Origin of the sequence: Rhodococcus sp. NPDC056516, from assembly GCF_042794655.1 — a bacterium.
Taxonomy (GTDB): Bacteria; Actinomycetota; Actinomycetes; order Mycobacteriales; family Mycobacteriaceae; genus Rhodococcus_F.
The window spans coordinates 74,284-88,393 of sequence record NZ_JBHTTG010000010.1 but is presented as its reverse complement, the minus strand read 5'-3'; the positions used below and the strand labels follow the sequence as shown (position 1 = coordinate 88,393).

Below are 14,110 nucleotides of genomic sequence, written 5' to 3'. Positions count from 1 at the left end.
CACAGATTCAGAACAGGAAACCGTAGATCCCATGACCGTTCGCGTCGGATACTTCCCACACAACAATTCGCTGTTCGTTCTGCGCCACACCGGAATCCTCGAACGCCGTCTCCCCGACGTCGAGTGGGTGGACCTGCGTGAGCTTCCCGCCAAGCCCGCGGTGAACCCGGAGAACGCGTTGCCGACCCTGCACTCGGACTGGCTGTTCGAGGAGGGCGGATACGACGTCATCGGAACCGGCTTCACGCCGCCCGTCACCGGACTGGCCCAGGGCCGCGACCTCGTCTACATCGGAATCTCCGGTCCCCGAGTGGAGAACGGGCGCCTGGTGGTCAAGGCCGATTCCGAGATCAAGTCGGTAGATGACCTGCGCGGCAAGCGAGTCGGCATCGCGCACGGATCGTGGCAGACCACACTTCTGTTGTTCGCCCTGGATCAGGCGGGACTGACGTGGTCCGACATCGTCCCCGTCGACACCGACGTCCGCGGCGGTGGAGCGGACCTCGTCGACGGCACCATCGACGCCTGGGTGGGTGCTTACCCGGGGTTGACGGACATCGAAGCGAACCACGAACTGCGCACGCTGATCGCCACCGACGGACTCTTCAGCCACCCGTCACTGTGGTTCACCCGGCGCGACTTCGCCGACACCAACCCGGAGGCGCTTCAGGCGGTCATCGAGGCTCTGCAGGAATCCGACGCCTGGATCGAAGCCAACCCCCGTGAAGCCGCACAGATCTTCGTCGACGACGTCGAGAAGCGTGGCGGGTCCGCAAGCCTCGACGCCTGGGAAGCCGCACTGCGCGGACGTCCATTCGGTGTAAACGCCGTCACCGAAGAATTCCTCGACGAGCAGCAGCGCGCGGCCGATCTCCTGCTGAACAACGGACTACTGCCGCAGGCGGTCACCGTTCGGGAAGCAGTAGTGCCGTGGATCAGCGAGTTCGTCGGTTCGGACCGTTCGTCGGTCTGAGAGCCTGCACCTGGCAGGTGACAGATACCGAACGGTCTGCCATTGTGAAGGAATGCGGCGGCGTGTGGGTGAGAGTTGGTCCACGCGACCAGTCTCAGGGGTAACCCCTGGGTCGGCCAGAAGAATTGGATACTGCGTCCACCGGCGCTCGGCACGCTCCGCGTGCTTGCCGCCGCTCCGGACAAAGGATTTGGTCACCTCATGCCGCCGCATCCCGGGCTCGAATCATGCGTGACTTCGAACTCGATCCCGAGTTGGCGCGACTCCTGGCAGTTGCAGCCGCTGACGCTCCATGGACTCTCGGTGGGCTCGAAGATGCATTCGGAACGGTCCACGGTGTCTCAGCGACATCGCTCGCCGTCCGAGTGCTCGACCTCATGCCGGCCCCACCGTTCGAACCACAGACCCTGTACCGATTGCTACGCGAACTGCCGCGGCTTCGACCAGTCCCGGTCTCACTCGACACCAACGAATCCTCGGTGTGGCGGTTCGACGTCCCCCGCTACAACACCAGTGCGGATCTGGCGCGTTCACTGGATCTGACGATCTCCGAACTCGAGTGGTTTGCCGACCGCGGGGAGTGGCTGCGTACGAAACCCCTACCGCTACGCCACTACCGGCCAATGCAGATCAGCAAGAAGGCCGGCGCTCGCCTCCTCGAGATACCGAAACCCCGGTTGCGCGAAATCCAACGGAAGATATTGCGCCGCATACTCGACCAGGTGCCCGCACACGACGCGGCCCACGGGTTTGTCCGTGGTCGAAGTCCGCTGACTTTTGCAGCGCCGCACGCACAGTCGGAAATCGTGATCGGTGTGGACCTCGCACAGTTCTTCCCGTCGATCACCGGTGAGCGAGTCCACGCGATCTTCGCCGCCCTCGGGTATCCACCCGCAGTGGCAGGAGCTCTCACCGGATTGTGCACCGTCACAACACCTGCCGATACCCTGCGCGGTCTGCCGTACGCACAGGCGTCGCAGCTACGAACCGCGCATCTGCCTCAGGGTGCGCCCACTTCGCCTGCACTGGCGAATCTCGTCGCGCGCAAACTCGACATCCGGTTGAGCGGGCTCGCACAAGCGAACTGGCTCACCTACACCCGATATGCCGACGACCTCGCCTTCTCCGGAATCGAAGTGGCAGACGTCGGCACCCTCCTGTGGACGGTTGAGCAAATCGCCAGGGACGAAGGGTTTGCCGTCCATCCGCGAAAGACCAAGGTGATGCGCCCTCATCGACGCCAACACCTCACCGGACTGGTGATCAACGACCAACCGTCGTATCCGCGGGACGATTACGATCGTCTGCGCGCCCTGCTTCACAATGCCGCCAATACGTCTGCGCAGGAACAGAATCGGGACGGGATCGAGAACTTTCGGGCTCACGTCTACGGCCGGATCGCGCACATCGGCGAAACCAGCACTACGCGCCGACGCACATTGCTGCGCCTGGCTGAACGTGTGGATTGGGACGACTAGTGCGCGCGAGCAGTCAGACCCGCGGTGTGTACGCCATGCATTCGACTTCCATGTGCGCACCCAGCGCCAGTCCATCTGTTCCGAACGCACTGCGGGCCGGCAGTCTCGACGCCGGGAAGTACTCGAGGTAGACCTTGTTGAACTCCTGCCAGCGAGACATGTCGTCAAGCATGACAGTGCATTTGAAGATCGCTTCGACACCGGATCCGTAGGCGATCAACGAAGCGACGATGTTCTCCATGGTCTGGCGGGCCTGCGCTTCGAAGCCGTCGGCCAAGGTCCCGTCGGGAAGCATGCCGATCTGACCCGACAGATACAGAACGTCTCCGACGCGCACTCCGGTGGAGAACGGTGTGTCGAAAGCGGGTGGGATGAACTCGACAGTCTGAGATGAATCCATTAGGTCTCCTCGGAAGTGGAATATGTTTGGCGAGTAGCCGATTTCAGCGCACTGGACGGGCACGAACATCGGCCAGGAAGTGCGCCACCAACTCGTTCCACGCGTGTGGGTCCTCAAAATAAGGGGAGTGGCCGCGGTCGGCAAGCTCGACCACTTCTGCGTGAGGCAGGAACTCGGCAGCGCTGCGAATCCGCTCGGGTGTCATCAAATCGTCCAGCTCACCTGCGATCAGGAGAACCGGTGCAGCCACCGCCGCAAGTTCGGCCGGCGAATAGTTGTGGGCCTTGAGAATTCGGAAAAACTCGGTGTCAGGTGGGCGATGACCGAACGTGCCGAGAGCTTGGTACAGATATGCCCTGGCCATGTCCAAGCTCGGCAGCCGTCCGCCCACAGCGGGATGTTCCCCCAGGGGCCGCGCGGTGACGGGTGCTGCGGTGAGGGGAGGTGCGCTGTCCGGACCGAATCCGACGGAAATGCCGCCGGTCGTGCAGGCCAGCACTACCGACTCCACCCGGTCCGGAACAGCGATCGCGGTCCCCAATGCGGCCCAACCGCCCATCGACTGGCCGACCACGTGCGCTCGATCAACCGCCAACAGGTCCATGATTTCGATCAGATCAGAGACTGCCGCTACCGGGCCGTGGTTGCCGTTCTCGTTGGTAGAGCGGCCGAATCCTCGCTGATCCCAGCTGATCACCCGATAGTGCTGAGCGAAGTAGGGCACCTGCTGGTACCAGACGGCCGCATTTCCGCCGAGACCGTGCGTGAGAATCAGATCCGGGCCCTCGCCGGCAGTCTCGTACCAGACCCGTTCGCCGTCTGCGACGGTGATGAAGCCCTCGGTCCGTGAAATCATCCTTCTTCTCCTGTGTCGGACGGGCGCTTGCCCGAAGTGTGGTCAGTGAGGAGTTGCTGCACTTCATCGGTGGCCCGCAGCAGGTGTTCTTCGACCATTCGCGTCGTTTTCGCATCGAAGTCGGTATCGAAACCGATCACCGTCAACGCACAGAGCGGAGACCCCTTGCGGGAAGACACTGCACGCGAGACCGAACCGATGATGTCCTGAGATCGTTTGTGGACAACGGCGAATCCGGTTTTCTGCGTCTCGGCGATGTCGGCGAGGAACCCGGTGGGGCCTTCGAGTGGATAGCCACTCTTTTCCACCATTGCCAGGTAAGGCGCCCGAGTGTTGTCCTCGAGTGCCGCCACCAACGCGAGCGGACCCGCGAACCGGTGCGGCGGAAGCAGATCCCCGAGCATCCGAGTGATCATCTTGAGCCGCTCGGGACGCAGCGCCGCGATGATCCGAGTCCCGCCGCTCTCGAGGACCTGCAGATTCACCATCATGTCCGTGCTCTCGGACAGCGCCTGCATGGTCGGATCGCACAAGGCCGCCAAGGAATGCGCGGCTGCTTCGTGGGAAACCTGCAGCGCAGCCGGTCCAGGGAGGTAGCGACCGTCGTAGCGGAAGACCCAACCACGGTTCGCGAGTTCTCCGAGCACTCGGTGCGCAGTCGGGCGGAGCATCCCGACTTCTTCTGCCAGTTCACTGAGCTTCATCGGCGTGGTCGAGCGCGCGATGGCCTCGAGCAGATCCAGCGCTTTGTCGACGGCGGACGCAGAACCCTTCGTCATCCGATCCCCTCCCGGTGCCGTGTGAGTACCCGGCGATCCGAAATCTCGTGTTCTTGGAAAACCCTTGGCATTCGCCTAGGAAATTACTATAGTCACAACAATCGTTCCGGCGTACGGAATTCTTTGAGCGTCTTCACCTTCCCACCGGACTCCCGGCAAGGAAGTCCTATCTTTCCCAGCGAGAGGCTTTCGGACATGACGGTTGGACATACCCTTCGGTCGACACCACGGTTCAGAGTTGTTGCCCTGGCCGCGGTTGCGACAGCTGCTTTGGCACTGACAGGCTGTTCGAGCGACGCCACGGCCTCCGACGACGGGGGCACCCAGACCACCACGATTCGTATCGCACCTCAACCGATCGCGGACTTCGCACCGATCTGGCTGGGTATGGAGCAGGGATTCTTCACCGATGAGGGGCTCGACATTCAACTGGTCGAGGGTGGGGCCAGCTCGTCGGCTCAAATTCCGTTGCTGCTCAGCGGAAATGCAGATATGGCGGCCACGACTGCCGCTGCCGCAATTCAGGCACGCAGCCAGAACATGCCCGTCACCATTGTCGGCGGGCTCACGAATTTTGCCGCAAATGACAGCGTCGACCAGTCCGGTCTCGTGGTCGCCAAGGACAGTTCCATCAGCGGCTTCCGTGACCTCGAAGGCAAGACCGTCGCGATCAGCGGTTTGAAGTCCGTCAGCGAAGCAGTCATCTCTGCCGCGGTGGAGAAATCCGGCGGAGCAGCGGACAAGGTCTCGTTCATTCAGGCGCCCATGCCCAACCTCGGCGACCTGGTTTCCACCGGCGGGGCCGACGCGGCATTCCTCATCGATCCGTTCCTGAGTAAAGCAACCGACTCGGGGCTGAAGATCCTCGGCCACCCCTTCCCCTTGGCCGCACCCGGTGTTCCGGGGACCTCGCTGGTCGCTTCGGATTCGTTTGTCAATGCGAACCCGGACTCACTCGCGAAATTCCGTACAGCGCTGGCCAAGTCAGTGAACTACGCCAATCAGAACCCGGGCGCGGTCAAGGCTGCACTCTCGACACAAGCCAAGATTCCGCTCGAAATGCTGGCCAACAGCAAGAATCCTCAGTTCGTCGCAGTAGTAGAACCGGGCGCACTCGGCACGGAGATCGAACTGCTGGTCAAGTACGGGGTTCTGACGGAGTCGGTTGACAGCGATTCCTTGCTGACTCCGGCCAACTGAGTTGTCTGCCTTGACAACCCCGAAAACACGCCGCAGGCAGGTACTGCTCGGACGGCTGCTGACGCTCTTCGCGTTGGCAGCCGCCTGGCAGGTCTTCGGAATGCTGGGCGACGAGAACGTCAAGGGTGTTCCGAAGTTCAGTGACGTGGCAGTGGCGTTCGTGGACGAGCTCAGCACGTCCTCGCTGTGGACGTCATTGGGACAGACCTTGACCACAACCGCCATCGGATTGGCCCTGTGTCTGGTGATCGGTATCCCGGCAGGACTGCTGCTTGCCGCGCACCGTTTCTGACTGTCTCTTCCCGCTTCGTCATCGACTTCTGCCGGACCGTGCCTCCGCTCGCGATCATCCCGCTCTTTCTGTTGATCATGGGCCCGACACAACGTATGGCGGTGGCGCTGATCGTGGCGGTGAGCGTGTGGCCGATCCTGCTCCAGACCATCCACGGCGTCCGCAACGTCGATCCGGAACTACTCGCCACCGCACGATCCTTCCGGCTTCCCCTGTGGCGCAGACTCGCTCTCGTAGTTGCACCCGCGTCGATGCCGTACATCTTCACGGGAATTCGTATCTCGGCAACACTGAGCTTGCTACTGACCATCGGCGCCGAACTGATCGCCGGCGTTCCCGGACTCGGCAAGGAAATCCTGCTGAGCCAATCCGTTCCCGATCGAATGTTCGCACTGATCATCGTCGCCGGAGTGCTCGGTATGCTGCTCGCCTTCGCTGTGATGGCAATCGAGAATCGTTTACTTGCTTGGCATTACATCCCGAGGAGGATGACGACGTGAGAATGATGTCCGGGATTCGACTCCTCGCGTGGGAGCTGTGGTTGCCGATCTTGATCGTCGTCGTATGGTACTTCGGATCCGCGTCGAGTAAGTCTCCGTACTTTCCGCCGCTGTCACGAATCTGGAAAGCATTTGTGGACAACTGGTTCGGGGCAGGATTTGCACGCGATGTAGTGCCCAGCCTGACCAATCTCGGCTTCGGTCTCGCCGTAGCACTGGTGCTCGGCATCGGGGCCGGCCTTCTTCTTGCACTGTTTCCACTGGCTGCAGACATCGCCGATCCGTTTCTCCAATTCTTCCGTGCCATACCCGCACTGGCCGTACTGCCGGCCCTGTTCATCGTCTTCGGCACAGGTTCTTCGGGCAACGTCGCCGCCATCGCTTTCGGCGCGGTCTGGCCGATACTCCTCAACACCCTCGACGGCATTCGCTCCATCGACCCGAGTATTCGATTGGTGGCGCGCAGCTATCGCATCCGAACACCCCTGCTGGTCACGCAGGTACTCCTCCCCGGAGCGATGCCTCAGATAACGGTCGGTATCCGTACCAGTCTCGCGATCGGCGTCGTCATCATGGTCGGCAGCGAAATGTATGTCTCCACTGCGGGTATCGGTCACTTCGTGATCGTCGCGCAACAGACCTTTGCCATCGCAGACATGTGGTCCGGAATCCTCCTGCTCGGAATCATCGGGTACGTGCTCAACGTCGGCTACGGCGTGATCGAACGATGGTTGCTCAGATGGCAGCCTCGGACCCACGGCGCACTCGCAGTGAAAGGAAACTGATGTCATCCACAGAATCTGCGGCATCCACCCCCGCAGTCGAACTGAACGGCCTCGGAGTGACCTACGGCGGACCTACCGGCCGCGAAGTGCTTCGCGGGATCGATCTTTCGGTTGCACCGGGAGAAATCGTCTGCATCGTCGGACATTCCGGAATCGGCAAGAGCACGTTGATTCGTTGCATCGCCGGTCTGCAGAAGCCGACTACGGGTGAGGTCCGCATCGCCGGGATCGCAATCGACGCTCCGCCCGCCACTCTTGCGCTCGTGTCGCAAGATTACGGACGCACACTGATGCCCTGGCTTCGAGTGGGCGAGAACGTTCGCCTGCCGCTGCGGGGCAACGGCCTGGCACGCAAGGTTCAGGACGAGAGGGTAACCGAGGCACTCACCGTCGTCGGTCTGGAAGGTGCTGCGCGTTCGTACCCTTGGCAGTTGTCCGGCGGAATGCAGCAGAGAGTGGCGATAGCTCGCGCTCTCGCCTATCGACCGCAGGTACTTCTCATGGACGAACCCTTTGCGTCGGTCGATGCGCAGACCCGCGCGGAACTTGAGGACCTGCTGCTCACCCTTCAACGTGATCTTGGCATCACTGTCCTCCTGGTCACCCACGACGTCGACGAATCGGTGTACCTGTCGGACCGGGTGGTCGTCCTCGGCGGAACCCCGGCGTTGATGCAGGACATCGTCGACGTTCCGTTGACCGGTGCGCGAGATCAACTGACCACCAAAGCGGACCCACTGTTCATCGAGGCCCGCACGAGAGTGCTGACGTCGATCCAGCAGTCGAAGGTGGTGGCGCCCGTGTAGTAGGCGCCTCGCCTAGGCTGGCTCCGTGATCCTTCTCCTCATCGGCCTCGCGCTGCTCGGCTTCTGCGGCTACCGGTTCAGACAGGACAGGCGGAGGCTGAGCAACGGTGTCTATCTACTTCTGGGACTGATCTTCACCGGCCTCTGGATGTTGCAGTCGGGTGCGCCGGGAACCGAGGTCCCGTCGTTCGTGATCGCGACGATCGCTCTGCTCTCGCCGTTGCTGGTGCTCCTGCTCGCAGGGTTCCTGATCGTCAACGGGGTCACGATGCTGCGGCGCGAGGGATTCAGCGTCGCAAATCTGCTCTCGCTCGTCGCCGGCCTCGGACTGCTCGTTCCCTATGTGCTGCTCGCATCCGCAATGCTGACGCAGAGGTATTGGCTCGCAGTCGTTCTCGGATCATTCAGTCTTGTCGCGTCGTACCTGGGGTTCTTGTTCACGAGTTTTCTGCTCTACTCCTACGTCTACGGACGCCAGAAGTACCAGCCCGGGATGGACGCGATAGTGGTACACGGCGCCGGGCTTTCGGGCGCCGACGTGACGCCCCTGCTTGCCAGCCGTCTGGACAAGGCCGCGGACGTCTTTCGTGCCGAGGTCCGCGAAGGACGTTCACCGCTGTTGGTCGTCAGTGGCGGGAAGGGTTCGGACGAGATCGTCAGCGAGGCGGAGGCAATGTGCGCCTACCTCGTCGATCACGGAATCCCGCGCGAGAACGTGATGCTCGAGGACCGCTCGACCACCACGCTCGAGAACCTCGAGTACACGCGGGACCTCCTCCGCGCCGACACCACGGACCCTCGAATGGTTCTGGTCACCAGCAACTTCCACATCCTTCGAACCGCGACGTTTGCCCGAAGCCTCGGGTTGGATGCGGAAGTCATCGGTTCCCACACCGCCCGTTACTACCTACCGAGCGCCATTCTGCGCGAGTTCGCCGCCGTCACGGTGGAGCACAAGTGGCTCAACGGAACGGTCTGCCTGATCCTGGCCGCCCTACCTCCGCTGGTGGTCTGGGCGGCAGGAGGCATTTCGTAGCAAGGTTCACCGAATCAGGCTCTCGATTCCCGTCGGTCGGCGACCCAACAGCAGTTCGACGGCCGCACTGCCGGCGAGGAAGTCATGGTGGTTGTAGAAGTCGAACATCGCGGCCAGACGCGAGCTGGCGTTGACGTCGAGGTCGTTGCCGATCCGTTCGCGCCATTGATCCACGCTGATCTGATCTATCGTGACGGTCCGTGACGTCTGCTTCTCCACCATCTGTGCCACCTCCATGACGCTCAGAGCTTCAGGGCCGCCCACTTCGTACGTCGCTCCGTGATGCTCACCCGGGCCCTCGCTCAGAACCACAGCGGCAACGGCCGCCACGTCCGCCAAACTCACGAACGAGAATTTCGTGTCCGCGCTGTACGGCAAGACGACGGTCTCGGATCGACCAGTGAGTACCGCCTCGAAGTTCTCGGCATACGCACACGGCTGCAACACAGTCCACTTCAGCGGGGAGCGATGCAGTTCGTCCTCACACTTGGCTTTGTCCAGGTGATGCGGCATGGACGGGCTGAACGGCCACGCGACGGAGTGATAGACAAAGTGCTCCACTCCCGCCGAAGCCGCTGCCGTCAGCGCATTGCGAAGAAGTGCCGGCTCGTCGGGATGGACGTTGGGGGCGATGAAATACACGCCCCGGCATCCGGCGAGCGCCTTGCGCAGTCCGCTTCCGGTTTCCAGTTCTACCTCGAAGTCGCCGTCGACACGCGCCTTCCGCACCAGTCGCCGAACTGTCACGCTCGGCGGAAGTGCTGCGACAACTGCCTCACCGGTCTTACCCGCGGCGCCGATCACCGCAATGTCGGCGCCGCGAGCAATTCCGTTCTCCATGAGAGTTTTCCGTCCTAGACGTAGTCGTAGACCGCTGAGGTGGCGCCACCCGAAAGCTGCGCGTAGCCCGGACCCCGATCGAAGAAGGGTTCGTTCTCACCGCGCTCCGAGCGCAACTGATCCCGGAGCTCCGTGGTAGCAGCCTCGTCGACAGACGGCTCGTCACCGTCGATCACGACAACTCCGTAGTCGTCGCGTGCGCCTTCGACCGAAACCTTGCGCCACTGAATATCTCGCAAAACTTCCTCGGTGGGACGCTCCAGTGGATCTCCCCAACCGCCGCCACCGGTGGTACGAATCCGTACGACCTCGCCGGCCTTGATCGGCTCGGCATCGGTCAGCGCGTCGAACTCACGCTCGTTCGGTCCACCCGGATCCAGGACGACGGAGAACGGCCGACCGGCCTTGCCACCCTTGACTCCCCAGCAGGCGAGAATCGAACGGTCCGCGATGGACATGAAGTGAGCATCCTTGAGCATGCGGATGTGCTTCTCGTATCCCAGGCCACCGCGGTAACGTCCGGCTCCGCCCGAATCCATAGCCAGACCGAGCTTTTCGACGATGAAGGGGAAACGGCTCTCGGTGAACTCGGTCGGCAGGTTCCGTGAATCGGGAACGACGTGAATCGTGTCCTCGCCGTCGGCGTAGTAGCGTCCGCCGGAACCTCCGCCGAGCACCTCTCGCATGAGGTACGAGTGACCCTCGAAGTCCTCACCGTAAACACCGGTGTACCTGATGGTCTCCTGATCGGCGGGCATGTTGCCGTCCACAGCCTTGGCCACCGCGCCGGCCAGCACTCCGAGCAGACGAAGGATGACAAACGTGCGAGCGTTGGTGGGGGCGGGGAAGATCGGGGTGATCAGTGTTCCCTTCTCGGGGAACTTCATCTCGATCAGCGGTACGACGCCCTCGTTGACATCCAGTTCTGCCATGCGCTCCGGGGTGTCCGCGAGGTTACGCAGAATCGGCGCCAACCACTTGATGAGGAAGTTTCCGTCCGCGTAGTCGCCGCAGTGGTTGATCGGGCCCTTTGCCTGCGGTCCGGTTCCGTTGAAGTCCAAGATGAGTCGCTCGCCGCCCTCGTCTTCCGGCCGCGTCTTCGTGAGCGTGATTCGCTGGATGTGGAGCATCGGCTCGTCCACGCCGTCGTGCTCTGCGTAGTCCTCCCAGGTGTACTCACCGACCGGGATCTTGCTGAGAATCTCGCGGCGGTACGTCTCGGTGGTCGCGTCCATCATCGCGTCGAAGCACGACTCGACGGTGTCGACGCCGTAGCGCTCGAACAATTCGGTGAGTCGACGCGCACCCATCAGGCACGCCGAGCACTCGGCGTCGAGGTCGGCTGCGAGAGCGTCGGGCATGCGGGAGTTGCGCGTCATGATGCGCAGCGCCGCCTCGTTGGGAACGCCCTGGTCCCACAGTTTGATCGGCGGAACCATCAGTCCCTCTTCGTACACCGTGGTGGCACCGGACGGCATGGAGCCGGGGCAGCAACCGCCGATGTCGTCGTGGTGGCCGAATGCCTGAACGAAGGCGACAACTTTGGGTTCGGCATCGGGAGTGACGCGGGCGAAGACAGGCACGGTGACGCAGAGGTCGGGGAGATGGCCGATGCCACCTTCGGACAGGTAGACGTCGTTGTGGAAGTACACGTCTCCCGGCTTCATCGTCTCGAGCGGGAAGTCCCGCGCGATCGGATGAACCAGGGCGGAATACGAACGGCCCGTGAGCTTGCGGAGGTTCCGGTCGTGAATACCGGCGCGGAAGTCGTGAGCGTCACGGATCATCGGTGAGCGCGAGGTGCGCGAGATGGAAGTCTCCACCTCCATCTCCACGCTGGCCAGGTAACCGGCGACGATCTCGACCAGAATCGGATCAGGTGACGCGCCGTCGGTAGCGGTGAGTCGGTACGGCTTGGCCGCGGTGGCAGCAGCAGCATCGAGAATGGCGGTCATCACTTCACTCCGTTCGAGTCGGAAGACTTCGAGATACGAATGTTCCCGAAGGTGTCGATACGTGCCGAGAATCCGGGATGGATCGGAACAGTCGAGCTGAACTCCTCGATCACGGCGGGTCCTTCGATGACGTCACCCGCACCGAGCAGTGTGCGATCGTAGGTGGCCGTCTCGACCCAGCTGTCGAAATAGGATTGGCGCGAACCGGTTCGGGCGGTCTCGGCACCGTTTCCGGCGGGGATTTCCTTGAGTGTCGGACGCTTGATCGGGCCGATGCCGCTCACGCGCAGGTTGACCCATTCCACGTGCTGCGACGGGTCTCCCCGGAAGTCGTAGCCGTACAGTTCACGGTGTGCCTGGTGGAATGCCTCGGCCGCGTCGTCCATGATCTGCGCCGTGACGGTGCCTTCCGCCACGGGGACACGTACCTCGAACGCCTGACCGAGGTAGCGAAGGTCCGCAGTCCGGGAGTACTTGCGCTGCGTCTCGTCGAAACCTTCTTCGGCGAGCGCGATCTCGGCCTCGCCGGCCAACGCGTCGAACTGGCTCTGCAGGTCTTCCGCCTTCAACCGGTCGTGGCGGCTGACATGAGTCTGAACGTAGTCGTTGCGCACGTCGACCGTCAGTAGACCGAACGCAGAGACGTTACCCGGATTGAGTGGGACGAGAACATCTTTCAGGCCGAGGATGTCAACGAGGCGGCAGGCGAGCAGGGAGCCGGAGCCACCGAAGGTCACGAGGGTGAAGTCGCGAACGTCGAGACCGCGCTTGACGGTGATCTGACGCAGGGCGTTGGCCTGGTTCCATGCCGAGACCTCGAGGACGCCGACCGCGCACTCCTCGTAACCCAGACTCAGCTGTGCTGCAAGTTCTTCGAGTCCCTTGCGTGCCAGTTCGGTGTCGAGGGGGATCTCGCCACCGAGCAGATGGGGTGGGATGCGCCCCAGCAAGACATGCGCATCGGTGATGGTCGGTTCGCTACCGCCCTTGCCGTAGCACAACGGTCCGGGATCGGCGCCCGCCGACTGAGGTCCGACCCGGAGGGTGTGTTCCGGTGTCATCCACGCGATCGACCCGCCACCGGCGCCGACGGTCACGACGTCGATCATCGGGATCTTCGACGGGTAGTTGCCCACTCGCCCTTCGGTGGTCAGCGCGGGCTCGCCGCGAACCACGACGGTGACGTCCGTCGACGTTCCGCCGCCGTCACAGGTCAACACTTGCTCGACGCCGGCCGCGTCGGCGATCAGCGCGGCACCGAGAGCGCCAGCAGCCGGTCCGGAGAGCACTGTCGTAATAGGCTGATGAACCACCTCTTTGGCCGAGAGGACACCGCCGTTGGACTTCATGACGTAGAACGGGATGTCGCGAGGTTCGCCGTCGGTGGTCGAGAACTCACGCAGACGATTCGCGATGTTGTTCACGTAGTTGCGGATGTTCGGCTTGACCGCGGCGTCCACGAGTGTGGTGATGGACCGCTCGTACTCGCGATACTCACGAAGCACCTGGCTCGAGATGCTCACCGTCGCGTCGGGGAAAACTTCGAAGAGGATGTCGCGTACGCGCTCCTCGTGCGTCGGATCGGCGTACGAGTGCATGAGGCAGACACCGATGGTGCGAATGCCGCGGTCCTTGAAGAACTGCGCTGCGCTGCGGACGCTCTCTTCGTCGAGTGGGCGAATCTCGCTGCCGTCGAAGGAAAGCCGTCCGCCGACGGTGCGTACCCGATCGGCAGGAACGATGCGTTCGGGCTTGACCCAGAAGTACGAGTTGCCGTAACCGTCCGGCACCGACTGACGAGCGATTTCGAGAACGTGCTCGTAACCCTCGGTGGTGATGAAGCCGAGGTTCTCCACCTTGCCTTCGAGCAGTTTGTTGGTCGCGACGGTCGTGCCGTGGCTGACCGCACCGATGGAGTCGCCGCTCTCGCCGAGCTTGGCGAGCACTTTCTCGATACCGGCGAGAAAGCCCTCGGCGGGGTCCGCCGGGGTGGACGGGGTCTTGGTGGTGACGATGGCGCCGGTTTCGTCGTCCACTGCCACGATGTCGGTGAACGTTCCGCCGGTATCGATACCGACCCGAATCTTCCTGGGTTCCACGCTTCCTCCTGAGATCTTTGGCTCGTCTCGTCTGGTACCGATCGACGGTGTGGCCTAGCCGGTGAGTGGCTCGTACCTGACGTGTAGTGCTATTCCACAGGTTCGGAAGAG

Annotated in this window: 14 protein-coding genes; 8 read left to right on the top strand and 6 right to left on the bottom strand. The window is 62.5% G+C overall.

What is annotated here, in order from left to right; translation table 11 throughout:
• The first annotated feature begins 31 nt into the window (after window positions 1-31).
• Both ACFQ6Y_RS27780 and ACFQ6Y_RS27775 read left to right on the top strand, forming a co-directional pair.
• The gene (locus ACFQ6Y_RS27780; RefSeq protein ID WP_378639750.1) at window positions 32-973 is read left to right on the top strand and encodes an ABC transporter substrate-binding protein; all 942 of its coding nucleotides are present in this window, start codon (window positions 32-34) and stop codon (window positions 971-973) included.
• A 227-nt stretch (window positions 974-1,200) separates the two neighbouring features.
• Window positions 1,201-2,451: a reverse transcriptase family protein gene (locus ACFQ6Y_RS27775; protein WP_378639747.1), complete on the top strand. Its 1,251-nt coding sequence runs from the start codon at window positions 1,201-1,203 to the stop codon at window positions 2,449-2,451.
• Between the two features lie 13 nt (window positions 2,452-2,464).
• On the opposite strand, the gene ACFQ6Y_RS27770 is transcribed toward ACFQ6Y_RS27775, so the two are convergent.
• Genes ACFQ6Y_RS27770 through ACFQ6Y_RS27760 form a run of 3 tightly spaced genes read right to left on the bottom strand, consistent with a single transcriptional unit; the run spans window position 2,465 to window position 4,486 of the window.
• On the bottom strand, window positions 2,465-2,851 hold the full coding sequence (locus ACFQ6Y_RS27770; RefSeq protein WP_003946047.1) for a RidA family protein: 387 nt from the start codon (window positions 2,849-2,851) through the stop codon (window positions 2,465-2,467).
• A 43-nt stretch (window positions 2,852-2,894) separates the two neighbouring features.
• Entirely contained in the window at window positions 2,895-3,707 is an 813-nt protein-coding gene (locus ACFQ6Y_RS27765) for an alpha/beta fold hydrolase (protein ID WP_378639744.1), read from the bottom strand.
• Window positions 3,704-4,486, bottom strand: coding sequence for an IclR family transcriptional regulator (locus tag ACFQ6Y_RS27760; RefSeq protein WP_283306427.1), 783 nt, complete (start codon window positions 4,484-4,486; stop codon window positions 3,704-3,706). The genes ACFQ6Y_RS27765 and ACFQ6Y_RS27760 overlap by 4 nt, the downstream gene beginning before the upstream one ends.
• Before the next feature lie 195 nt (window positions 4,487-4,681).
• On the opposite strand from ACFQ6Y_RS27760, the gene ACFQ6Y_RS27755 reads away from it, so the two are divergent.
• Genes ACFQ6Y_RS27755 through ACFQ6Y_RS27730 form a run of 6 tightly spaced genes read left to right on the top strand, consistent with a single transcriptional unit; the run spans window position 4,682 to window position 9,105 of the window.
• Window positions 4,682-5,686: an ABC transporter substrate-binding protein gene (locus ACFQ6Y_RS27755; RefSeq protein WP_378639741.1), complete on the top strand. Its 1,005-nt coding sequence runs from the start codon at window positions 4,682-4,684 to the stop codon at window positions 5,684-5,686.
• Window positions 5,687-5,696: 10 nt separating this feature from the next.
• Window positions 5,697-5,978 (top strand): hypothetical protein, encoded by a 282-nt coding sequence (locus ACFQ6Y_RS27750; protein WP_378639738.1) that lies wholly within the window; start codon window positions 5,697-5,699, stop codon window positions 5,976-5,978.
• A 38-nt stretch (window positions 5,979-6,016) separates the two neighbouring features.
• A complete protein-coding gene (locus tag ACFQ6Y_RS27745; protein WP_378639736.1) occupies window positions 6,017-6,478 on the top strand; it encodes an ABC transporter permease in 462 nt (153 codons plus the stop codon).
• Between the two features lie 2 nt (window positions 6,479-6,480).
• A complete protein-coding gene (locus ACFQ6Y_RS27740; protein WP_378532687.1) occupies window positions 6,481-7,263 on the top strand; it encodes an ABC transporter permease in 783 nt (260 codons plus the stop codon).
• The gene (locus tag ACFQ6Y_RS27735) at window positions 7,263-8,069 is read left to right on the top strand and encodes an ABC transporter ATP-binding protein (protein WP_378541383.1); all 807 of its coding nucleotides are present in this window, start codon (window positions 7,263-7,265) and stop codon (window positions 8,067-8,069) included. Before ACFQ6Y_RS27740 ends, ACFQ6Y_RS27735 begins: the two co-directional genes overlap by 1 nt.
• A gap of 25 nt (window positions 8,070-8,094) precedes the next feature.
• Window positions 8,095-9,105, top strand: a complete 1,011-nt coding sequence (locus ACFQ6Y_RS27730; protein WP_378639734.1) for a YdcF family protein — start codon at window positions 8,095-8,097, stop codon at window positions 9,103-9,105.
• A 6-nt stretch (window positions 9,106-9,111) separates the two neighbouring features.
• Here ACFQ6Y_RS27730 and ACFQ6Y_RS27725 read toward each other — a convergent pair whose 3' ends face one another.
• Genes ACFQ6Y_RS27725 through ACFQ6Y_RS27715 form a run of 3 tightly spaced genes read right to left on the bottom strand, consistent with a single transcriptional unit; the run spans window position 9,112 to window position 13,999 of the window.
• A complete protein-coding gene (locus ACFQ6Y_RS27725) occupies window positions 9,112-9,945 on the bottom strand; it encodes an NmrA family NAD(P)-binding protein (RefSeq protein ID WP_378639732.1) in 834 nt (277 codons plus the stop codon).
• 14 nt (window positions 9,946-9,959) lie between these two features.
• Window positions 9,960-11,900 carry a hydantoinase B/oxoprolinase family protein gene (locus tag ACFQ6Y_RS27720; protein ID WP_378639729.1) on the bottom strand — a complete coding sequence of 647 codons (1,941 nt, stop codon included), beginning with the start codon at window positions 11,898-11,900 and terminating at the stop codon, window positions 9,960-9,962.
• On the bottom strand, window positions 11,900-13,999 hold the full coding sequence (locus ACFQ6Y_RS27715; RefSeq protein ID WP_378639727.1) for a hydantoinase/oxoprolinase family protein: 2,100 nt from the start codon (window positions 13,997-13,999) through the stop codon (window positions 11,900-11,902). Before ACFQ6Y_RS27715 ends, ACFQ6Y_RS27720 begins: the two co-directional genes overlap by 1 nt.
• Window positions 14,000-14,110: the final 111 nt, after the last annotated feature.